General features: G+C 34.7%; 27 protein-coding genes. 13 read left to right on the top strand and 14 right to left on the bottom strand.

Features of this window, described 5'->3' with window-relative positions; all coding sequences use genetic code 11:
* Window positions 1-793: 793 nt before the first annotated feature.
* From LIS78_RS29505 to LIS78_RS29490, 4 genes are all read left to right on the top strand, one after another.
* On the top strand, window positions 794-1,648 hold the full coding sequence (locus LIS78_RS29505; RefSeq protein ID WP_252285577.1) for a coiled-coil domain-containing protein: 855 nt from the start codon (window positions 794-796) through the stop codon (window positions 1,646-1,648).
* Between the two features lie 129 nt (window positions 1,649-1,777).
* On the top strand, window positions 1,778-2,089 hold the full coding sequence (locus tag LIS78_RS29500) for a ParB N-terminal domain-containing protein (RefSeq protein ID WP_252285576.1): 312 nt from the start codon (window positions 1,778-1,780) through the stop codon (window positions 2,087-2,089).
* Window positions 2,090-2,114: 25 nt separating this feature from the next.
* The gene (locus LIS78_RS29495; RefSeq protein WP_252285575.1) at window positions 2,115-2,411 is read left to right on the top strand and encodes a hypothetical protein; all 297 of its coding nucleotides are present in this window, start codon (window positions 2,115-2,117) and stop codon (window positions 2,409-2,411) included.
* Between the two features lie 832 nt (window positions 2,412-3,243).
* Window positions 3,244-3,468 carry a helix-turn-helix domain-containing protein gene (locus LIS78_RS29490; RefSeq protein WP_095380539.1) on the top strand — a complete coding sequence of 75 codons (225 nt, stop codon included), beginning with the start codon at window positions 3,244-3,246 and terminating at the stop codon, window positions 3,466-3,468.
* 344 nt (window positions 3,469-3,812) lie between these two features.
* Here the strand turns inward: LIS78_RS29490 and LIS78_RS29485 are convergent, their stop codons facing one another.
* The 4 genes from LIS78_RS29485 to LIS78_RS29470 form a co-directional block, all read right to left on the bottom strand.
* Window positions 3,813-4,133, bottom strand: a complete 321-nt coding sequence (locus tag LIS78_RS29485; protein ID WP_252285574.1) for a hypothetical protein — start codon at window positions 4,131-4,133, stop codon at window positions 3,813-3,815.
* Window positions 4,134-4,373: 240 nt separating this feature from the next.
* The gene (locus tag LIS78_RS29480; protein ID WP_252285573.1) at window positions 4,374-5,069 is read right to left on the bottom strand and encodes a hypothetical protein; all 696 of its coding nucleotides are present in this window, start codon (window positions 5,067-5,069) and stop codon (window positions 4,374-4,376) included.
* Window positions 5,066-6,199 (bottom strand): FtsK/SpoIIIE domain-containing protein, encoded by a 1,134-nt coding sequence (locus tag LIS78_RS29475; RefSeq protein WP_252285572.1) that lies wholly within the window; start codon window positions 6,197-6,199, stop codon window positions 5,066-5,068. Before LIS78_RS29475 ends, LIS78_RS29480 begins: the two co-directional genes overlap by 4 nt.
* A 12-nt stretch (window positions 6,200-6,211) precedes the next feature.
* Window positions 6,212-6,511: a hypothetical protein gene (locus LIS78_RS29470; protein WP_252285571.1), complete on the bottom strand. Its 300-nt coding sequence runs from the start codon at window positions 6,509-6,511 to the stop codon at window positions 6,212-6,214.
* Between the two features lie 335 nt (window positions 6,512-6,846).
* On the opposite strand from LIS78_RS29470, the gene LIS78_RS29465 reads away from it, so the two are divergent.
* Window positions 6,847-7,050: a hypothetical protein gene (locus LIS78_RS29465; RefSeq protein WP_162245039.1), complete on the top strand. Its 204-nt coding sequence runs from the start codon at window positions 6,847-6,849 to the stop codon at window positions 7,048-7,050.
* 73 nt (window positions 7,051-7,123) lie between these two features.
* Entirely contained in the window at window positions 7,124-7,261 is a 138-nt protein-coding gene (locus LIS78_RS29460) for a hypothetical protein (RefSeq protein ID WP_165351633.1), read from the top strand.
* Window positions 7,262-7,331: 70 nt separating this feature from the next.
* On the opposite strand, the gene LIS78_RS29455 is transcribed toward LIS78_RS29460, so the two are convergent.
* Window positions 7,332-7,739: a hypothetical protein gene (locus LIS78_RS29455; protein ID WP_075422737.1), complete on the bottom strand. Its 408-nt coding sequence runs from the start codon at window positions 7,737-7,739 to the stop codon at window positions 7,332-7,334.
* Between the two features lie 211 nt (window positions 7,740-7,950).
* On the opposite strand from LIS78_RS29455, the gene LIS78_RS29450 reads away from it, so the two are divergent.
* Window positions 7,951-8,151: a hypothetical protein gene (locus tag LIS78_RS29450; protein ID WP_075422738.1), complete on the top strand. Its 201-nt coding sequence runs from the start codon at window positions 7,951-7,953 to the stop codon at window positions 8,149-8,151.
* 447 nt (window positions 8,152-8,598) lie between these two features.
* Here the strand turns inward: LIS78_RS29450 and LIS78_RS29445 are convergent, their stop codons facing one another.
* Both LIS78_RS29445 and LIS78_RS29440 read right to left on the bottom strand, forming a co-directional pair.
* Entirely contained in the window at window positions 8,599-8,934 is a 336-nt protein-coding gene (locus tag LIS78_RS29445) for a YolD-like family protein (protein ID WP_252285570.1), read from the bottom strand.
* A 13-nt stretch (window positions 8,935-8,947) separates the two neighbouring features.
* Window positions 8,948-10,213, bottom strand: coding sequence for a Y-family DNA polymerase (locus tag LIS78_RS29440; RefSeq protein WP_252285569.1), 1,266 nt, complete (start codon window positions 10,211-10,213; stop codon window positions 8,948-8,950).
* Window positions 10,214-10,351: 138 nt separating this feature from the next.
* Between LIS78_RS29440 and LIS78_RS29435 the strand changes: the two genes are divergently transcribed.
* The 4 genes from LIS78_RS29435 to LIS78_RS29420 all read left to right on the top strand — a co-directional run bounded on the left by LIS78_RS29435 (window position 10,352) and on the right by LIS78_RS29420 (window position 12,347).
* A complete protein-coding gene (locus tag LIS78_RS29435; protein ID WP_252285568.1) occupies window positions 10,352-10,576 on the top strand; it encodes a hypothetical protein in 225 nt (74 codons plus the stop codon).
* A gap of 112 nt (window positions 10,577-10,688) precedes the next feature.
* Window positions 10,689-11,204, top strand: coding sequence for an immunity protein YezG family protein (locus LIS78_RS29430; RefSeq protein ID WP_252285567.1), 516 nt, complete (start codon window positions 10,689-10,691; stop codon window positions 11,202-11,204).
* Between the two features lie 387 nt (window positions 11,205-11,591).
* Window positions 11,592-12,086, top strand: a complete 495-nt coding sequence (locus tag LIS78_RS29425; protein ID WP_252285566.1) for an Imm6 family immunity protein — start codon at window positions 11,592-11,594, stop codon at window positions 12,084-12,086.
* Window positions 12,087-12,191: 105 nt separating this feature from the next.
* Complete coding sequence (locus LIS78_RS29420; RefSeq protein WP_252285565.1) at window positions 12,192-12,347, top strand: hypothetical protein; 156 nt, start codon at window positions 12,192-12,194, stop codon at window positions 12,345-12,347.
* A 136-nt stretch (window positions 12,348-12,483) separates the two neighbouring features.
* Here the strand turns inward: LIS78_RS29420 and LIS78_RS29415 are convergent, their stop codons facing one another.
* From LIS78_RS29415 to LIS78_RS29405, 3 genes are read right to left on the bottom strand one after another with little or no spacing between them, the layout of a single operon-like run.
* Entirely contained in the window at window positions 12,484-13,272 is a 789-nt protein-coding gene (locus LIS78_RS29415) for an amidohydrolase family protein (protein WP_252285564.1), read from the bottom strand.
* Window positions 13,273-13,286: 14 nt separating this feature from the next.
* Window positions 13,287-13,688 (bottom strand): carboxymuconolactone decarboxylase family protein, encoded by a 402-nt coding sequence (locus LIS78_RS29410; protein WP_252285563.1) that lies wholly within the window; start codon window positions 13,686-13,688, stop codon window positions 13,287-13,289.
* The gene (locus tag LIS78_RS29405) at window positions 13,688-14,914 is read right to left on the bottom strand and encodes an MFS transporter (protein ID WP_252285562.1); all 1,227 of its coding nucleotides are present in this window, start codon (window positions 14,912-14,914) and stop codon (window positions 13,688-13,690) included. Before LIS78_RS29405 ends, LIS78_RS29410 begins: the two co-directional genes overlap by 1 nt.
* A 104-nt stretch (window positions 14,915-15,018) precedes the next feature.
* On the opposite strand from LIS78_RS29405, the gene LIS78_RS29400 reads away from it, so the two are divergent.
* Both LIS78_RS29400 and LIS78_RS29395 read left to right on the top strand, forming a co-directional pair.
* Window positions 15,019-15,852: a helix-turn-helix transcriptional regulator gene (locus tag LIS78_RS29400; protein WP_252285561.1), complete on the top strand. Its 834-nt coding sequence runs from the start codon at window positions 15,019-15,021 to the stop codon at window positions 15,850-15,852.
* Between the two features lie 182 nt (window positions 15,853-16,034).
* Window positions 16,035-16,604 carry a hypothetical protein gene (locus LIS78_RS29395; RefSeq protein WP_252285560.1) on the top strand — a complete coding sequence of 190 codons (570 nt, stop codon included), beginning with the start codon at window positions 16,035-16,037 and terminating at the stop codon, window positions 16,602-16,604.
* A gap of 212 nt (window positions 16,605-16,816) precedes the next feature.
* Here LIS78_RS29395 and LIS78_RS29390 read toward each other — a convergent pair whose 3' ends face one another.
* From LIS78_RS29390 to LIS78_RS29375, 4 genes are all read right to left on the bottom strand, one after another.
* Window positions 16,817-17,284, bottom strand: a complete 468-nt coding sequence (locus tag LIS78_RS29390) for a DinB family protein (protein ID WP_252285559.1) — start codon at window positions 17,282-17,284, stop codon at window positions 16,817-16,819.
* A 19-nt stretch (window positions 17,285-17,303) separates the two neighbouring features.
* Window positions 17,304-17,864 carry an HPP family protein gene (locus tag LIS78_RS29385; protein ID WP_252285558.1) on the bottom strand — a complete coding sequence of 187 codons (561 nt, stop codon included), beginning with the start codon at window positions 17,862-17,864 and terminating at the stop codon, window positions 17,304-17,306.
* A gap of 119 nt (window positions 17,865-17,983) precedes the next feature.
* Window positions 17,984-18,568, bottom strand: coding sequence for a CGNR zinc finger domain-containing protein (locus LIS78_RS29380; RefSeq protein WP_252285557.1), 585 nt, complete (start codon window positions 18,566-18,568; stop codon window positions 17,984-17,986).
* 129 nt (window positions 18,569-18,697) lie between these two features.
* Complete coding sequence (locus LIS78_RS29375; protein ID WP_252285556.1) at window positions 18,698-19,717, bottom strand: hypothetical protein; 1,020 nt, start codon at window positions 19,715-19,717, stop codon at window positions 18,698-18,700.
* Window positions 19,718-19,800 lie beyond the last annotated feature (83 nt).

The raw sequence follows: 19,800 nt of genomic DNA, 5'->3' as shown, positions 1-19,800 counted from the left end.
CTTAAATAACTTGTCGTTTGTAAAAGAATGTATGTATAGAACGTTTAGAAAACATGATAAGTATTTTTTATAAAGGATAGTTTCTTTTATTGAAGAAAGAAAGGACACTAATTTTAAAGGCAGAATAGTGGAACGGATGTTGTTCCTTTATAATAATGTTGTAAATTTAATAATAAAAAGATATACAAATAGTAAGTGCTTAATTTGGAACGCTTTAATATTACTTTAATTTTAAATCTCTCTACAATTTCTTTCTATCGTAGTGTATTCAAGCTAGGAAAATAATTTCACGATAAAAATTCAACTTTTTAAGTATGCTCCTTTTATTTAAAATATAAAATACTTTCTAGATCAGAAGAAATACAGGGGAATTATATAAGTTAATAGAGCCAAAAGAGTTAGTCGAATTACATAAAATGATTTATCAAAATGTATTTTTAATATAAAATTTAATTTATAATATAAAAGATATAGTAGATTTAGCTACGTTTTTATCCTTTGTATTAGGAAGCTGTCAATAGAATATTGGAACGGGAATAGTTCCAACTTTTCTAAATTTGGACATATAGATAGGATTCCATCGAATTGGAACGCATTTTTCTCTTATGTTTTATTTCATATCTATACAATGGAACGGAAGAATGGGAATCGTTCTTTCTTTTAACAAAGGTTTTTACATATTTGAATATTCATCGATGGTCAAAATAATATTCAGTGCATAACGTTTAAAGAACATAATAAGTGTTTTCATAAAGGCTATATTATTTTAGCAAAAAAGGAGAGGAAACTAATTATGAATGAAGAACAGTGGAACGGGATTAGTGACAAAATACCAAAAGCATATTGGACAAGGGAAGTTGCTGAATCATTAGGGATTAGTGATAGTTATCTAAGAAAATGGTGCTTAGAACTAGAAAAAAACGGATACAAATTTCTAAAGGTCAAGGATGGAAAAAATCGCGATAATCGGGCGTTCACGGAACACGATGTAATTGCATTACGTAAATTTCAATCCCTTTTAAGTCAACCAAATATTACAAAGTCTCAAGTAGCAGAAATAATTGCAAATGACTATGCTCCCATAGATAGAGACACTAAAGAAATATCTTCTTATTTACGAGACAATGATCGTGATAAAGCCCAACAAGAAGTTCACGATCTTATCCTAAAAGATGTAATCCATGAATTGAGACATGAACTTGGCAACGTAGAAAATCGAATAATTGCCAGTCTAGGGGAACGAATAGAGGAACGACTAAGTAAAAAAATAGAGGAACGGATAGATGATTTTCTTGCAAGACACTTACTCTTACAAGAGGAACGGATAGAAGAACGAATAAGAACTATAATGTCTCAGTACTTGGAACGCCAGGAAATAACCATGAAAAACACACTTGGCCAAATACAGACTTTACAACTACAAGATAAGTCTTTAAAAGAGGATAACGAAAAAACGCTTTCTGAAATAAAAAATTCTTATGTAGAACAACAGAAGAAAAATGAAGCTCGTGAAAAAGAGCTTCAAAAGGAATTAAATGAAAGAGAGGAACAATTGAAGGAAGTACTTACAGAACTTAAGACAATTAAAGAGCAAATAGCTATTACAAATGAAAAGAAGGGCTTTATTTCTAGATTGTTCGGTAAGTAAATAGAGAAGCTAGTATTTATTTAAAGAAACTCAGCTGCTAAAAGCTTAGTTTCTTTAGATTATAAATGATTTACACCTTATTTTATCCCACGTTAAAAAATCAAAATTATCTAAGAAAGCTTCAAGTTAATGTCAGAAGCGAAAGAAGCGCCTGTTCCAGGGAAAAAGGTTGGGCCACAAAAGAAACAGCTACCCACTCAGCCAAAAGGGACACAGGATGTGGCGGGTTTCGATAAAATTGTGGTGCCTGAAGAGTTCCTAAAAACACGATCAAACCCCGAAAAAATGCAAAAAGTTATTGAATTTGTGAAGCGTACTGGTTATCTAGATGAACCCTTAACGATTGATAAAGAATCTAAGGTCTTAAAAGACGGCTATCGTCGTTATGTGGTGGCTAAGATTATTAAAATGGACCAAGTTCCGGTTGTCTATGAATATTAAAAATAAGGGTATAGGAGTCTACTAGATGAATAATAAACAAAAAGCGATTGAATACATTCAAAAGGCGTGTGATGAATTGGAAAAGCATCGAGGGTTTCTTGCAAATTCAGGCCTGAATGTATCCTTTTTAAATACGGCTGATAGAAAGTTAGATCAAGCCGTCCATTGTCTCGTTCATTCAATCGAAGAGCCCGAAGATGACAATGAAAAAGAGATTAAAGAAGTGTCCTTTCATGGAGATGAAAAGATTATTGTGTTTAAAAATGGGGATATCAAAACGATTAAATATTTTAATCAAGCAGGGAATGCAGGTAAAAATTAGATTATTTTAAGAAAGATTTAGATGGAAAGGTTAATTGGTGTAGCTACGTCCAAAGATTGCGTTACAAAGACATGACCAAGCCTTGAGAAAGCTTAAAAGGTCATTAATTTTGTGAGGCGTACAGGACACCTAATGGATGAGGAGTTTGTTAAACATTACAAAAGAGCAAGTAGCAACCAATAAAAAAAGAATTCTCACAAAAATTTTCTCCAAATAATAAAACGTTACACTGAAAGTATATAATCTTTTATTCTAAAAGAACACGTTTTCCATAAAAAAAATAGGCTTATTGATTATAAGAACTTTTATTTTGAAATTCTGGTTTACTATTCAATAAATAATATTAATTGTAACTAATTTCCTCAATATGTACCATTTGCATCCAATAAATTGATGTTATCGCCATATTCAATGGCAAGTATTCCTTTGATAAAATAATGGTGCAATCCTTTTTCATAGGTTTTTTCTTCATAGGTAATATCCCTATTATCTAATATTCAAGATTCTTTGTTAGTGTGCACGCATTTTTATAATGCGTGCCTTTTTTTATGATAATTATATATATCTATGAATATTCACAACAAAGACCGCCCAATATGTATCAGTGTATAAGGCGGTCTTAACTGTATTCATGCTATATGATTATGACAAAAATATCGACATTATTCTAAAAAATTTTAATAACCTCTGCTTATTTTCCTTATTATGTTTTATTTTGATGTCTTAATAAAGGATATGGTACTGACTTGTCCACTATGACTCATTTTTAACGTTTTATTTTTAGCGAAATTTGGACATAACTAGAGTAATAACAAGTAAAGGGGTATCTATCATGTTCGGGTTAGGAAAAAGGCGAACTAGACTTGGTAAATGGATTGATAAAAGAAACATTAATCAAGAATGGCTTGTAAGAAAGTCAGGATTAGGTAGAAGTACGATTGGTGATTTAGTAAACAACTCCGAAAGGTTGCCTACACAAAGAACAATGAAAAAGATATTACAAGCATTAAGACGGATCGATCCTAATATTAAGAGCGAAGATTTCTGGGATATTTAAATATGCTTATTACAATTCTTTTTTATTCCTTTAGAGGCTTTGTTTCTCCAAGTATATAAAAACAGGCTTTAGTAATAGCTTAAAAGCCTGTTTTTAATTCGCGGTTAAAATGTTCCTGCTTATCAAATCGCTCATCTTGCTTTTTTATGTATTCAATCAATGAATTAATCTTATCTTCGTAACGCTTCAAAACGTCTGCTTTTACGGGGGCCTCCTACGTAGCTTCCTCCGAATCCCTACCTCGTCCTGGCACCCTTGAGACATGTCACAAACACTTTTAATGGATATTTTTGACAATTAATCAGTGTGTAAACAAAAAAGCGACCTCACTAGCCGCCGTGATACTACTCGTTATCGCCGAATAAATTAAAAGAAAGTTGCTCAGATCTTTTCCTATGGTAATAAGCGTTTTTAACTTGTTTTACTCGCTCTCTATTTTTAACGTAATAATCCCGGTCGCGAACAGAAACGCAAGCTCTGCAGTATGGTCCAAGTTGACCGAATCCATCGCTTTTATAATGATAGTTCTTTGCGTGTTTTAATTCGCGGCATTTACGGCAAGTCTTAGCGACAACTTGGCCATCAGCGTCTGTGAAGTATACGAATCCTCTCGGCTTTGTTCTTTCGTCATATTCCTGTGCCAGTAGTTCTTCTCGTAGACTCATATTCGCTCACCTCCTCGGTCGCCATGGTATTGCTACTGATTCCCTTTTATTATACGAATTAATCCTTCTCAATACCAGTCCGCAAATCCATCGCCTTCTTCGCGTATGACAGTTTCATCTCCTGCAGACGCTTGGATTTATTCGACTTTATCTAAGCCTAGCGATTTTATCTAAATCGGTTTCCTTTCATTCTTCTGAGGTAGCCCATTTTGGTGTGATTACAAACACTTTTCTAGCACTCTATGTTAAGTTAATTTTAATTCCACCAGAAGAAGCTGATGTTCTTGGTTTTCTATCTCTTTGCTGTTTAGCTGAACTTCTGTATTTCTCCATCAATTCATGAATACTTGCTACCTGTATAATACGGATATGGTCTGAAGATACAGCATACCGAACAGGCGTAATCAGAATGACCGAAGGGAAGATAGGTGGTCGACCTTCTGGTTGCCAGTGCAAGTCATTCCACTCATCCGAAAAGAGAAACTCCTCATAGAGGTTGACCTTCGCCTGCATCTTCTGCTCAGAATACTGATTTCTCTGAATTTCAATCCAAAACGGCGATCCTTTAAAGATACAAAAGAGATCGGGTTCAATGCCTCCTTTTCGTCCAGTGGGCTTATCTTCGACAATAACCTGTTTAGGTGCACTATACGTACACATTTGCTTATAGACATCTAAGATGGACAGGAAATGTAATATTTTTTGAGAGTTCTTTTTGATCTTCGCATCTATGGGCAAATAGACCGTCGGAGAATACTGCTGTGTGCGTTCAATGAGCCCTAATCGATATAAACGTACCATCACGCTATTACACGCGTTTATGGGTGATTTCAGTTGTTTAAAGAACAGTTCCACTAATGAGTCTCGATCTACAGCCCGAAATTGATTGATAAACCCAATGATGTCTTTATCACGCTGAGATAGACGAAAACTCATCGCTGTTCCTCCTTCTCTAATAATCCAAAGAGGGGCGGTGATACAACTTCTAGTTTAGATTCAGGGTCTTTCACACGCGTTTTATAAGGTGAAAGCATTTCCTTACAAGCTTCTTCATCTAAGAAAAAGGCTTGAAACTCTTTGACCTCATCAATTTTGATTTTCATGCGGCCTCTGGCTGCTGCATCGATTTCTTCTGCCCCTAGTACCCCGGCTACTTTTGCATTTGTGGCATCGGCCTGCCTTCCAGAGATTCGTACCCGTAAGTTAGCCTTTAACGCTGAATTTAATAAATCCGCATCCGGGCGCTGCATGGCAATAATCGTATGAACGCCTAACGCACGGCCTTGACTCGCAAACTGTTGGATCATCTCTACGAGATCTGTTTCTCGCTTGATTATGCTCATTTCGTCTACAACCACGACAATCCGAGGCAGCTTAAAAGGAAGCCTGCTGATATGAGTCACACCATGCTCTAACAGTAAATCGCCCCGTCGATACATTTCAGTTCGTAACAAGGCAAAAGGTCTTCTCATATCTTTCGCTTCAAAACAAAGCGCGTCTACATGATCGATTCCATGAAATAACCCTAAGTCTGCCCGTTTGAGATCTACTAAGACTAAGCGTAAGTCTTCAGGAGAGGCATATTTCACCCACGTTGTTAGAATGACACGCATGAGACTGCTTTTTCCAGCGCCGATTTCGCCAGAAATCAGTAACGTTTCTAAATCCGCAAAGTCCCACGAAACGGGGCTTCCATAGATATCTTGACCAATGCATACTGGGAGCTCCATTTTCTCAATATGAGGATGAATGACCTCATACCTATAATTGAGCATTTTAGGTAGGCTTTTGTGATGAACGGTGATGCTAAAATTCTTTAGGCTGCCATTTATCTCGATGTTGCTGCCTAATACTTGTCGTAATGCCCATCTTTTTTTATTTAAAAGTTCAGGATCAATGCCATTTAGTAAGGAAAAGGCGTACCGAGTGTACGTATGATGGTTATCAATTTGATGAATTTTTGGAAACAGATAGGAGGTACGGTCTCCTCGTCTAATCACTCGGTAAATCTCTGCCGTACGAAACGCTTTAATAAGCTTTCCACGCAATTTTAGTTTCTCAAACATCTAAAACCCTCCTCAAAACATAAATGTCGCAAAGAAGTAAGATAAGCCCCCATAAAAGGCGACAGGCAAGATAAACCGCATCACTTTTTTAAACTGATCGGCAAGGTCTATTACACCCCATCGATTTAATATCTGTTCAATGAAGGCAATTCCTAAAACAATTCCTCCTACGGTAAGAATAGTGGGGTCTAGCAGAGCAACTGGACTAAAAGGAACAAACGAATAAGCGTTAAAAGGACGAGGTTTTGTTGAGGGTTTAAAGGATGGTTTATGGAAGAAGTTTCGAAAAGTAATATAATGAGATTTTCTCATGTTGATACCAACTTTCATTCGTTTAATTTTTTGCCTTTGGTTTATGCATTATTTCAGCTCAACGCATCCGGTCGCCCCCTTCGCCTCTTCGGCTCAGCTCCCTTACAGATTTGATGAAGGGCTTCACGAAGCGTATACAGCTTGTATTAACGCGGTATCGATACTGAACTAGCTACTGATTACGTAATGAAGTCGTAATTATTTAGATACTATGTAGCTACTGCAGTAAGTTTGCCTGTCCACTCGAAAAATAACAAAGAACCCTTACTGCAGTAGGTGAGGAGTAGGTATTGATGTAAGCTAAGCTCGATTTTTATATGCTGGGGGTTGTCCTAGTGGCTTATATTTTTCATAAAATGGACGAGAGATCGAAAGATGTCCCAACGTCTAAAGTAGAACGTAAGGAGAATCAGCGAGAGGTTGGTAAATCAGATGCCTCAAGTTTTAAAAAGAGTGAAAACAAGATTGAATTAAAAAAAGAGAAGGGAAATCCTTCTCTTTTTCAACTGAATTCTTCAGGTAATGCGTTAATACATTAATTAAGACTTTGAATAAGCTTCCACTTGTTAACTCATCTTAACAATGTAACTAAATTTGAAGGGAGATCTAAAAATGAGTCAGAAACGCGATAAAGGCAATAGTCAGAAGGGCAAACCAAATAGCAATACAGTAGATCCAGTAATCGCAGCAGAAGACGTGGAAAAAGCAATTTTTCCAACCAATAAGCCTCCTGGCAACGCAAAACCTTGAAAGAGAATTAGAGCTGGATTGTTAGCTGCCTGCTTGGCAGCTTTTTCATTAAGAAAAGACCTTGATTATATTACCACTCATCTTCTGAAAAAGTGTTGATTATGGTATGTTCAGTTTCATCTACTTCTGATTTTTTTATCAACTGAATTTGATTTCTGTCAGGAAATGACTCTAATTTTAAATAGTAGGTCTCTTCACTACTATACACTCTGCCATGCACATGTTCTGTTAGTTGCCCACTATAAATATAAGAGCTATCTTTCCAACGATAAATATCTACAATAAAACTTGCATCACTAGTTCTTTTGGAATCTTTTTCATCAGCGTCACCTGGGTTTAATTCTGATGGAACAGTAACATTAGATTGATCTATATCCCCTTTCCACTCTAACTTCAATTTTCTATCAGTGTCATTTATTAGTTTTAAATAATGTTGCGGACGTGGTACATCGTTTTTACTTTCTTCAGATGTTAACATTTGATCACCCCTGTTAAAGCTTTATAGTTATATACTTTCCATTAAGAAAAAAATTACTTTACTTTTTGGTGCTTATAAAATTTTATTAGTGGGAAAAGAAAATTGGAATATTATCCATAAGGAATATCTATAACAGGAAAATCATTTTGTCTTATACTACCTCTTATATTTTTTTACTCAAATCAAACAATATATTTGGGAGGTTTTTTTTATGCGAGAATCTGGTGTCAATGAACCATTAGATAGTAAAAAACATTATTTAGGAAGGTTCGACAATGATTATGCAAAGCATTTACACTTAAATAATCCAACCTCTACTAACATGCACGAGTTAGAACGTTTAAACGAAATAACTAATACGAAAAACATATTAAGTAATATACAAGAAAATATAGACAATGATCGTGAATAACAGAGGTGTATATGATGTCAGATGTAAGAAGTGACCTAACAGAGTATATGTATGACCCTTTCACTATACAAGGACTTGAACTTAGTATACCTAAAGAAGACGAAAGCACTGAGCGACTTATAAGTCGTGCAGGGTTAAGTGCCTCTAGTTTCAAAATAAATATGAGTAGAGAAAATTTTGACCAGTATATTTATTGATAAGAAGCTTCCACGGCTTCTTACCTCATAAAAAGAACCTTCTGTTTAATATAGCAGAAGGTTCTCTCTAATTATTTTTTCTACATATACTATCCATATACCAATCATAGAAGGGCCTTAAAGAAATGCAGAGACAAACACTAATTTTTAATGTAGATGATACGCTTGTTCACTGTAATAAATTAGAGATACAATAAAAAACTTTGTTGCCCAATTACAGGAATGGTTCCGTACACTTAAATTTCAAGAACTAAGCAAAACGAACATTAATTAGTTCACTTAACCTCATTTTGTTCTTTAATTCAAATACTTCATCGATAAAAACAAACAAATTCCCCAGGGAATCAACAAATTGTATGAATCCTGTTTCGGTTATACGTTGCCCGTTCTTATAATATGTAAGGTATACTTGTTGATTTGTATGTAAGGCTTCAATCAAGGTGAAATTGATTTGTTCCATTTCCTCTTCTGTTAAAAGAGGTTGAGGTACTTCTAGTTGCTTGTTTATGACTTCCTGTAATCCTATGTATTGCTCTGGCATGCTTGCGAAAGCTCTCCATTTTTTCATCCTTCTATCGTGATGCATGATATTTCCTCCTTTAAGCTCTATGGCCTCCTATAAGGCCGTTTCGATAACGAGCTGTTGAATGATCCAGATAGCTTGAAGCCCGTAGCACACTATTTTTTCCATAACGCAGCCGAATGTCATCAATCGTTTTCGCAAGAGCATAGGCTCTTTCACGTTGATCGATATCCTCAAATAAGCTCATTTGCTCCTCTTCTTGAATGCTTGTGTTTGATAAGGAAATCCCAATGGAGCGAATCGGCATTCCGTTATCGTAGGTATGTAAGACGGTTAAGCAATAAGGAAAAATATCTTGGCTTAAGTTCGAAGCTCTCCCCATTTTCTTTTGTCTTGAGAAGCCTCCACCTGTTTGTTTGCTGTAGCCAATAGATAAATGAACCGTTTGAGCCACCACTTGATGCATCCGTAATCGGAAACATACATCATCTAAGAGTTCCAATAGTAATATCTCCACTTCTTTTCGGCTCGTATAATCTCGAAATAGAATCTGACTTTTCCCAAAGGAACGAGAACTAGGTATGTACACATCGGAAATGCGACTAAAATCAATCCCATTGGCATGTTGGTGCAAATCTTCTCCCATGATGCCAAATTCTTTTTGTAACATCTCCTTCGAAGAAAGAGCCAGTTCTTTTATGGTATAGATGCCTAAACGGTGTAAGCGTCTTTCCGTAGCTGACGAGATCCCCCAGAAATCCTTCATTGGATGAATCGACCATAACTTAAAGGGAATATCCTCATATCGCCAATAAGCAACCCCTGTTGAGCTATGCTTCGCTTCATGATCTAAGCTGACTTTAGCCAGTAAGAGATTAGGACCGATTCCTGCGGTAGCTGTGAGTCTTGTTTTGCGATAGATCTCATTACGTATTCGATGAGCTAGCTCCTCTGGTGTTCGAGCAAATAAATGCAAAGAAGCTGTAGCATCAATAAACAACTCATCAATGCTATACGCATGGAAATCTTCAGGAGCCACATACTGTAACACCAAACTAGAAATATAGTTCGATGCTTTGATGTATCTCTCCATTGATGGATTCACCACATGGATATCTTTCCTTTTAGGAATGTCGAAAAGACGGCTGCCGGTTTTGATTCCTTCTTTCTTTAATAAAGGTGTGGCAGCTAACACAACAGATCCCGACCGTTTGATATCTCCTACAACCGCAAGCTTTGTTTTCAACGGATCTAGCCCCCGTATGACAGAGGAAACCGAAGCAAAAAAGCTCTTCATGTCTATGCAAATAATGACTCTGTTTGGTAGATGCCCATCATCCATTGAAAGTACTCCTCAATAAAGAACGTTTGTTCTTCATTATATACGAACAAACGTTCTTTATTCAATGGAATCTTTTCCCGATTATTGGTACAATAAGAAGAACAAATACTCTACATGAATAAGGGTGAAGGGGAATCTATGATTAAAGCTTTCAGCGCATTTTTACTGACTACTATTATTTCTTTTGTTGTAATGGTTGGTGCCTTACTAATTTGGGTTACTATACAAGCAAATCACATAACTGACGATCCATCAGTTGCAGACGGTTTAGGGTTTGCGGTTGCTTATGGGGGAATAGCTGCTGTTCCTATTTCACTTGCAATAGGAGTCTTTGGTGGCATTATTGGTTATTTGAGAAATTAAATCTAAAAATCCTATTTATTATTCAGGAATAAGTTACAAAGTGTGTAAAAATAGGTTTTTATATTAAGAGACGTTACGAAAAGGAAAAAATAAAGGAGGGGGATAAATTCAAATGAATTTTGAACAACAGTTAAATACTATCTATCAACAAATTGGACAAAAAGTAAATGATATAATTCCAGTTGATTGGGAAGAGTTCTATTTTAATGGTGAAGTTGAGAATGGAGAAGGAGGGGTTTTCTTCTTTTTTAAAGAAAAAGGTAAAGCAAACGAATATATATATTCCCATGACATACCGGATTTATACAATTTTGTAGAAGAAAGAGAATATGATCAAGAAATTCACGAATTATTTAAACTTATTAATGACCTGCAAGAAGTGTTTATTAAAAATAATCAAGAAAAATGGTTTTCAATAAATATGATTGTAAATGCTCAAGGACAGTTAAAAATTGATTTTTGCTATAACAATTGGAATTCATCTGATTTTGGACCTTCTAGTCGTATTGATTATTTTGAACATAAATACTTAAATAAGAAACCAACGAATAATGAAGAGAAAAAATTAATGGAACAGATGAAGAATTTCGAAAAGACAACTTCCTATTTTGACCCCTTCTTTCTTTAATAAGGGTGTGTCGGCTCGCAAAACAGATTCTGACTGTTTGATATCTCCTACCACAGTAAGCCTTGTCTTCAACGAATTTAATCCCCGTATGACAGGTGAAATCGAAACGAAAAAGCTTTTCATGTCTATACAAGTAACGACTCTGTTTGGTAGCTGCCTATCATCCATTGAAAGTTCTCCTCAATAAAAACTCTAAAGTTTTTCTGGTTATTGCTATTTGTGACTCTTAAATAAAGATTGGTTGAAATGGAGTTAATTCTTTTAAGTAAGTTTGTAGTTTTTATCACTGTTATTAAAGAAAAGTCCCTGTGAAGAGAAATAAATCACAGGTTATAAATGTTATTATTAGTTGAAATTAGGTTTCTATGGGGAGGTTTTAGCAGACTTATGAGAGATATTATGAACATAACTATTAATAGCAGGGTAGCAATATGTTTAGCATATGCTGAACAGACATTAAATTATTTTGAGAATGAATTCAAAGGTGGAAATTATAATCAAGCCTTTGAACAATTTAGAAGTATCATAAATATGGGTTACGATTGGATATCAGGAAGTGTGATAGATTGGGAAGAACTGTACACTTTATGTAATGATGAGGAGAGGGATTATGGTTGTTTTAATTTTGTAGCCATGTTCGAATGCTCAGATAAATACGAAACACCGATCAGCGTGCTAATATGGACTATTTATTATTTCATTTATCAGTGTGCTCATCATTCTAACGAGATATATTTTCCCCAAGACTTATGGGATGGACATTTACCACAAGAGGAAGAAAAAAATATAATTGAAGCTTTACATATTGAAGTTAATGAATACCTTTCTACAGAGACTTGTGAAAAACTTAAATTAATGGAGGAAAAGTATAGAAGCTGTTGACTGGAATAAAGCTTAATTAAGAGCAATTAGCAAGCCCTTATTTAGTGAGAACCAAAAAACTATAATAATATATATTTTCTTAATGACCAAAGGAGAAACAACTAAATGAGTTACATTAGAATCTATACATTAAGAGACGGTACGAAAAGGAAAATAAAAATTGATGAGGGAATGACCCTACAAGATGAATTACAAAAGTTAGGTATTTCAGAATCAGACATATTCCAAATGCAATTAGTAATTCAGGATGAGGAAATGTAATTCTAGTGGTGTAATTTTGCTAAAAAAATCAGCCAAATATATTATTTGGCTGATTTTTTATTTTAAGACAGAAAATAATTTCAAAAATTAGTATAGTTATTCCAGACTAAACAATAGCAAACAGAAGGTACTCAGTTTATAAGTTTAGGAGCTTAGAGATATTCCCACCTAACACTCTGTCTGCAACTTCTTGACTGGATGTATGACGTTTAACAGCCTGTAGATTTAAATATGGATCTCCGTATGGAAAATCTGAACTAAATAACGTTCTCTGGGGTATTTCCTTTATAGCCAAGGACAATGCATAGGTTGTATAAAATGCAGATATATCTAAGTAAGCATTTTTAATTTCTTTAATCATCTCTATCGTTTGCAACCAATAAATCCCGCCCATATGCCCGTATATAACCGGTACATTTTCATATTTTTGTGTCAGAAGAAATAATTCCTGAATATCCTTTAAATTTAAAGGATGAAAGGTATGTACCCAGATAGGTAAAGACTTATAGTCACTTGCTGCTTTAAATATAGGTTCTAACAGATTAATTTGACCTGTACCAAGAGTAAATTCTCCAAGACCTTTCATATTTTGTTCTTTAACGAGTTTCTCTACCCATTCATTTAGGATGGGATCATCGGGAGAAGAAAGGGGAACCGAACCAAACCCAACAAATCGATCCGGGTGTTGCTTAATAGCAACATTTAACTCTTCAAGGGCATTTAGGCGTGCTTCTAGGGGATTCACCTCATTATTGAGAATTTGATTTAATTTGTTCATTTCCGTTGTGAATTCTTTATAATTGTTGCTTTTTTCTGGATGGACAAGGGTAGAAAACAATACTGTTTTATCTATCCCACTCGTATCCATTATTTCAATATGCTTCTCTATAGGTAAAACTACGTGTGCATGGCTATCAATAATCATTTTGTTTCTCCTTTTCATTTAGAAAAATTCTTTTCTGTTCTTTCGGAAAACACTTCATTGGCTACTGTTAAAATAGTATTTAAGGCTACAGGGAATCCTGCATAAATGACCATCTGTAACATTGCTTCTAAAATTTCTTCCTCTGTCCAACCAACGTTCAAAGCCCCGTTAATATAAAATTTTAACTGTTCCGTATTGCCTAATGCAGTTAGACCAGCCACTGTAGCAAGAAGACGTGACTTTAAGTCTAACCCTGGTCTAGAGAAAATTTGCCCGTAATTAAACTCTACAGCTAAAGTTCCTAAATCAGGAAGAACTGAATGTTCAAAGCCAGCTATTATATCCTTGTAGTTCTCTGGATCAATCTTAGCTAATATATCTAATCCTCGTTGAAAGCTATCTGTATAGGTTCCCATTAAATATTACTTCCTTTCTTATTCGTTAAATTTCCTATCGTTTTTTTAGGAATTTTTATTGGGATTAAAGAACAAAAACTGATTGTTATCATCAGTATTGCTATTGCACATACTCCGTGCCACTGCCATTTACTCCATGCAAGTAAACCCATATAAGATCCTAGGGAACCCCCTAAAAATGTGGAGACCATGTATAACCCATTTAATCGACTTCTTTTTTCTTGTCCTAATTGGAAAATAGTAAACTGACAGGCAACTTGGTTAGCTTGAGTTCCTATCGTTATTAGGAGGGCTCCTAAAATTAATCCGGGTAACCAGTATCCTCCCCGCACAAGACCTATAAAAGCAATTAAGGAAATAGATATACACAAAAGGCTTGCAAACTTTGCTCCTTTTGTATCAATTAGACGCCCGATAATAGGCGTAGCAAAAGCTCCAGCTATTCCTACTAAACCTATTATCCCTGCCATGTCACTTCCATACGAATAGGGGTGTGTATGTAATAAAAAGACAAGGGCGGTCCAAAATGCACTAAAGGAAGCAAACATCATTCCCTGGCTCAAACATGCTTTTTGTAGAGTTCTTTCTTTTATAAATAACGGACCTAACGACATGAGTAAGTGTTTATAATTGGTTACATTCGTTCCTTTACTTCTTGGAAAGTAGGCGTAAACTAAAAAAATCATAAAAAGTGTAGTCACAGCAGATGCCCAATACACCATTCGCCATCCGAAATGAACATCAATAAAACCACTAACAAGTCGAGCGCCTAAAATGCCACAAACTAACCCAATAGCTACATTCCCTAAAACTTTTCCTCTATTATTATCTGAAGCTATATTAGCAGCCAAAGGAACAATAATTTGAGGAACAACGGTTACAATCCCTAATGCTAAACTTGTAACCATCATCCATGTTCTGTTAGTGGATAAAGCATTTAAAGTCAGAATGATACATATAAGAAATAATAAAATCAAAATCAATTTTTTTCGTTCGAAGATGTCTCCTAATGGTACTAACAAGAGATTTCCTAGTGCATATCCAATTTGGGCTAAGGTAGCTATAATGCCTATACTGGCCGCAGAGACATGAAAAGTGGAAGACATGCTAACTAAAAGAGTTTGATTTAAATAGACATTTGCTACTGTAAATCCACAAACTGTAGCCATTAGAAGAACTAAACCTTTGGGTATATCAGATGTCTTTTCGCTATCTTTTACTATCATCTGTTTCACCTCCCTTACCTAGATAATAAAATAAGGATTATAATGGTAATAGGAGTCTAGTTATACTAGTATTAAAAGTACTATCTATAAGAAGGAGTCACATCATGTTAAGCGATAAAGAAAGAAGACGAGAATTAGGGGATTTTCTTAAAATAAGAAGAGAACGCTTGTCTCCAAAAGATTTTAATTTACCTATTGGACCGAGGAGACGAGCCAAAGGACTACGTAGAGAAGAGGTTTCGCAGCTAGCAGGCATCGGAATAACCTGGTATACGTGGCTAGAACAAGGGCGAGATATACAAGTATCTTCTGAGGTATTAGAAGCAATATCACGTATTTTCAAATTAAATAAAGAGGAGATGGAGCACTTATTTTTATTAGGTAATCACCCACTTCCATCTACAACCGTACAGAATGAAAGGAAAAATATAGATCGTGTTGTAAAAAATCTTTTAAGCCAATTAGGTCATTGCCCTGCCTATGTAACAGATGAAAAACTTAATATTGTAGACTGGAATAAGGCTGCTGTGATGGTTTTTGGGGACTTTAATGAGATGGATGAGCGAAATCGGAATGCGGTGTGGCGCTGCTTTACCTCCAAAGAATATCAAAATCTTTTTCAAAATTGGGAAGATCATGCTCAACGACTGATTGCTCAATTTCGTCTAGCTTATACACGTTTCGTTGGGGATGAGTGGTTTAAAACCATTATCAGTGAGCTTAGCGAGGAAAGTCCTCATTTTTACGAGTGGTGGTCTAATCATGAAGTTTTAGGTACGCCTTGTGGAAAGAAAACAATTATTCATCCTGTGGTAGGAGAAATGATTATGGATCATATTACGCTCCAAGTATATGATGCACCTGAATTAAAAGTAACCGTTTATCAACCTCGTCAAGAAAACGAAACAGAAGAAAAGATGGAGCGCTTATTAAGATAATATGACTGGAACGATACATATCATTAATGTTAATTACTCGAAGCCTATATAATCTTGTTAAGTATGTAGGCTTCTTTGCACTTTTTAGTCTAACTTATTACGAATTAAGCCTTGTTTCTCACTATAAAAATAATCTTTTTTCTTATTCTCTGCTACAACAAAATAAGGGGAATTTATAGCCAATGAAATATAAAAATAAAAAGAATATATTAAAAGTGTTAGCTATTATCTTACTTGCCATAGATTTATTCTTTTATCTTTTAGTATTAAATAATCTATACGTTTTCTCCTCAAGTGTTTCGATATATTTTTTGATATTTGTATTACACTTTATCTATTTATACATAGTCCTTATAGCTATTAGCAAAACAAAAGAGTCTAAAGTTTTTTGGGGAGTAATTGGGCCATTCTTTATTGCACCCATAGCAACCGTTGGGTGGCTCCTATTCTTTTATAATAATAAAGTTGACTATTATTATCTAAGTTCGCCTAATACTACACAAAAACTTGTTATTGGCTATTCTAATTGGAGTCTGGGCGAAACTAACCATTATTATGACTTTTATAAACAAACCGGATTCCCCTTGGTAAAAAAGCGACTAAATCAAGAATCTCTTCATGTTATGACACGAGGTACAGATACGAGCGATTTAAATGTTTTAGGAGCCTATGATGCACAATGGGAAAATGAACAAACAGTAACTTTTATATCTCCATATCTAGATAAGGAAGTAACCTTAAATTTAAAATAAGTAACTATCTCTCTCCTCAAACGCTGTTTTTTAAGTGAATAATCATTTAAAAGTGGGTTGGGAAAAAGCCTGTATCTAAGGAGATACAGGCTTTTTCTTTTCGATTTTGGTTACCATGAGTTTGATTCTAGAACTAATTAAAACCTTTTCTATAAAAAATGAATTGTGTTTATTTTAGGGTTAATCCCATATAAAAAAACATATTATTACAGTTAACTTAAAATAGATTTGATATTTTTAATAGCATTATAATGCATTCCTTCGTGATATAGACAAAAACTCAGAAACTCATCTATATACGTTAGCTTTAGACCCGTAGAGGTTATGTATGGCTGTAAGCTCTTTTCGCCTAATCTTTTTGGTAGTACAAGATTCAAACGCTGATTTTGTAGTGTTAATAAGTTTAACAGTTCAATTAAACTTGGTCGTTCTATGGACCATTCTGATGGCTTGGTATCGGGTGCAAATATACTGTTATAATGTTCCGGTATATTTATTTCTTCTCCAGCAAAGGAAAAAGCAAATTTTTCTTGTACAACATATATATGGCCTAGATTCCACTTTATATTATTATTTAGCCCGGCTGGGATAATCTCTGTAAAAGTATCATCCATATGGGAAACTAGTTTAATTGTATTTTCTCGCGCAAAATTTAGTTGATTGAAAATATAATGTTCCATTATTAATTTTCTTCCTCCTTTACAACCAAAAAGTTGGATAAGCTCTATCACTTCGTAAATTATTTACGACTAAGGCTACAAGTACAATAAGTAAAGATCCAATTAGAACGGGCGTAATAATATAACTCCACGATACCCCACCTAAGATAACAACAATTGGATCGGCTCCTGCGGGAGGATGCGTCGTCTTAGTAAGCATCATCAACGCAATTGCTAAACCAACAGCTAATCCTAAAGTCCAAGCATTATTCCCAAATGCATGATATATTACTAAACCCACAAGAGTAGCAACTAAATGTCCTCCGATAATATTTCGTGGTTGAGACAAAGGTGCGTTCCATACACCAAATGCTAATACACAGCTTGCTCCAAATGGCGCCATCAACCAGGGCGTTGGAGTCATGTCTGTCAATAATCCTAGAGCTAGAATGCTAATAAGTCCTCCAATTAATCCTGTGGAAGCATCCTTAAGATTAATCTTTAATGGACTTTTTGTATTAGTAACCATTTTTGAAAAGAAACTCCTTTTAGGTATGGCTGTACCTTCTGTTTTTGGATGAACTGAACCTGTGACACTCATATGTTTCACTCCTTTTTATTTTTCATTTATTTTACATCTCTTAAAACTAACCTGTCAATTTTAATTTTATAGGTTAGTTCGTGACCACAATAAAAAAGACTTGAATTCAATTTAAGAATTCAAGTCTTTTTATTGTTTTTATGCTGAAAGCGAGCTACTTTTTTTCGATTCCCACATATTTTCATTGAACACCATTTACGTCTACCTGTTAAATCAATAAATAATAGCACACAATCAGGGTTACTGCATCTTTTTATCTTTTGTAGCTTACCATCAGTAATCAAACGCAAAGCATCTAATGATAAGAGCGATAAAATTTTATTTAGTTTGCTACCTTTAGGAACTTCTCTTAGTTCACCCGACTCAAATTGATATACATAAGGTGCATTCTCAATATTTTTTTCTAAGTTTAAGATCCAATTGTTATTAACGGAATTCCCATCTGCTATTCTTTCGAAATTTTCTCTTAGTGTAAAACGAAACTCATGAATATGAGGTAATATTTCAGTTGCTTCATCCTCGGATATATTTAAAATATCTCTATCAAGAGAAGGATTTTGTTCATACATTGTATGAAGCCAGTCTAAAAGATCTTGTTCATGAACCAGTAATTCATGGCGACGACCATGACTTATAACTTCTGTATTTACCAAATCAAGAGAAAGAAAGCCAGAAATTAAAGGGAATGTTCTTTTACTACACATTACGTTCTTCCTTCCTAATTATATAAGGATTTGCTTATTCAACTAAAGCACCCGTTTGAACAACAAAAAAGGACATTAATACATTTGTTTTCAAGGGACCCTGTTTCCTATAAAGTGCATCCTTACAATTTAATTAACAAACAAATTGATAGTATCTTCCTGTATTGTATACTGCCCCATTATTTCTCCAACACCAGTGATTAAAAGTGAATCACCAGTTTCCAATGGTTTATCCTTTAATACGATAAGTAATTTATTTATATTTTTCAATCCATCCGCACAATAGGTAAGGGATGGTTGTTGGACAAGGTATTCTTGGTTATTTATCCTTACTTTTATATAATTTTTATGTAATAACCTACCCTCAAAAGGGACGATATTCATCGGATCAAAAAATAAAGCAATAATTTCTCCTTCAATAAAAAGATGGGTTCCTATCTGTTCTTCGAATTCATCAAGTTCTTTCTTCCTTGATTCAACAGTAAAATTTACTGCTGCTTCTGTTTCAAGGCTGATTTGAACATCTTCAATTGCCTGTTTTCGAGGGGCAATATTAAGAAGTTTAATCAAATCAAATAGTGTTGCATTAGTACCAAAAAAACTTTCCTTCCAATCAGGTGACAATTCATCCAGCAACAAACACATAAATAAGCCTGAACTATAACAGCTCCTCCTTATATTGGAAGTGGATTCAACTACGTCTATTAGATTTTTTCCATATCTTTTTAAAACCAAATCATTAGCGAGCAGAGATTTTTCTGAAAAAGCCTTTATTTCAACGTACCAGGCAGGCCCTTCAACGGATTCAATTAAATTTTCATATGTTAGATGCTCTTTTATTCCTTCTGCCCTTTTTTCCCTTAGGCTGATAAACTCATTTAAATACTGTTTCTTTTTACTGATATCAGTTTCCAACAATGCATTATAAAGATTTTTTCTTTCCCGATTTCGAATTTCTACATTCTCTTTTGTTAAGGGATATGTTATTCCCAGAATTTCATCAGGGAAGCGTTTTTCCCCTTTTATATACTGATTTCCGTGGAATAATTCGTGGACCAATATTGAAATAAGTCCTTCATAGTCATCGTACAATTCCATATCAGCAATAGCCGTAGGATAGCCATCAAATAGAATGATCGTATTTCCCACAAACTGTTCTTCCCATTTTAAAATTTTATATAATTTAGGAGGAATGTTATTATACCTAGGATGATTGAACAAGAATACACTGT

It is taken from the genome of Priestia megaterium, from assembly GCF_023824195.1.
Taxonomy (GTDB): domain Bacteria; phylum Bacillota; class Bacilli; order Bacillales; family Bacillaceae_H; genus Priestia; species Priestia megaterium_D.
The sequence above is the reverse complement of the archived record's forward strand: the minus strand, read 5'-3'. Positions and strand labels throughout refer to the sequence as shown.

Coding starts and splice junctions, on each gene's coding strand:
- LIS78_RS29505 (WP_252285577.1), top strand. CDS start 794: ATGAATGAAGAACAGTGGAACGGGATTAGTGACAAAATACCAAAAGCA.
- LIS78_RS29500 (WP_252285576.1), top strand. CDS start 1,778: ATGTCAGAAGCGAAAGAAGCGCCTGTTCCAGGGAAAAAGGTTGGGCCA.
- LIS78_RS29495 (WP_252285575.1), top strand. CDS start 2,115: ATGAATAATAAACAAAAAGCGATTGAATACATTCAAAAGGCGTGTGAT.
- LIS78_RS29490 (WP_095380539.1), top strand. CDS start 3,244: ATGTTCGGGTTAGGAAAAAGGCGAACTAGACTTGGTAAATGGATTGAT.
- LIS78_RS29485 (WP_252285574.1), bottom strand. CDS start 4,133: ATGAGTCTACGAGAAGAACTACTGGCACAGGAATATGACGAAAGAACA.
- LIS78_RS29480 (WP_252285573.1), bottom strand. CDS start 5,069: ATGAGTTTTCGTCTATCTCAGCGTGATAAAGACATCATTGGGTTTATC.
- LIS78_RS29475 (WP_252285572.1), bottom strand. CDS start 6,199: ATGTTTGAGAAACTAAAATTGCGTGGAAAGCTTATTAAAGCGTTTCGT.
- LIS78_RS29470 (WP_252285571.1), bottom strand. CDS start 6,511: ATGAGAAAATCTCATTATATTACTTTTCGAAACTTCTTCCATAAACCA.
- LIS78_RS29460 (WP_165351633.1), top strand. CDS start 7,124: ATGAGTCAGAAACGCGATAAAGGCAATAGTCAGAAGGGCAAACCAAAT.
- LIS78_RS29455 (WP_075422737.1), bottom strand. CDS start 7,739: ATGTTAACATCTGAAGAAAGTAAAAACGATGTACCACGTCCGCAACAT.
- LIS78_RS29450 (WP_075422738.1), top strand. CDS start 7,951: ATGCGAGAATCTGGTGTCAATGAACCATTAGATAGTAAAAAACATTAT.
- LIS78_RS29445 (WP_252285570.1), bottom strand. CDS start 8,934: ATGCATCACGATAGAAGGATGAAAAAATGGAGAGCTTTCGCAAGCATG.
- LIS78_RS29440 (WP_252285569.1), bottom strand. CDS start 10,213: ATGGATGATGGGCATCTACCAAACAGAGTCATTATTTGCATAGACATG.
- LIS78_RS29435 (WP_252285568.1), top strand. CDS start 10,352: ATGATTAAAGCTTTCAGCGCATTTTTACTGACTACTATTATTTCTTTT.
- LIS78_RS29430 (WP_252285567.1), top strand. CDS start 10,689: ATGAATTTTGAACAACAGTTAAATACTATCTATCAACAAATTGGACAA.
- LIS78_RS29425 (WP_252285566.1), top strand. CDS start 11,592: ATGAGAGATATTATGAACATAACTATTAATAGCAGGGTAGCAATATGT.
- LIS78_RS29420 (WP_252285565.1), top strand. CDS start 12,192: ATGAGTTACATTAGAATCTATACATTAAGAGACGGTACGAAAAGGAAA.
- LIS78_RS29415 (WP_252285564.1), bottom strand. CDS start 13,272: ATGATTATTGATAGCCATGCACACGTAGTTTTACCTATAGAGAAGCAT.
- LIS78_RS29410 (WP_252285563.1), bottom strand. CDS start 13,688: ATGGGAACCTATACAGATAGCTTTCAACGAGGATTAGATATATTAGCT.
- LIS78_RS29405 (WP_252285562.1), bottom strand. CDS start 14,914: ATGATAGTAAAAGATAGCGAAAAGACATCTGATATACCCAAAGGTTTA.
- LIS78_RS29400 (WP_252285561.1), top strand. CDS start 15,019: ATGTTAAGCGATAAAGAAAGAAGACGAGAATTAGGGGATTTTCTTAAA.
- LIS78_RS29395 (WP_252285560.1), top strand. CDS start 16,035: ATGAAATATAAAAATAAAAAGAATATATTAAAAGTGTTAGCTATTATC.
- LIS78_RS29390 (WP_252285559.1), bottom strand. CDS start 17,284: ATGGAACATTATATTTTCAATCAACTAAATTTTGCGCGAGAAAATACA.
- LIS78_RS29385 (WP_252285558.1), bottom strand. CDS start 17,864: ATGAGTGTCACAGGTTCAGTTCATCCAAAAACAGAAGGTACAGCCATA.
- LIS78_RS29380 (WP_252285557.1), bottom strand. CDS start 18,568: ATGTGTAGTAAAAGAACATTCCCTTTAATTTCTGGCTTTCTTTCTCTT.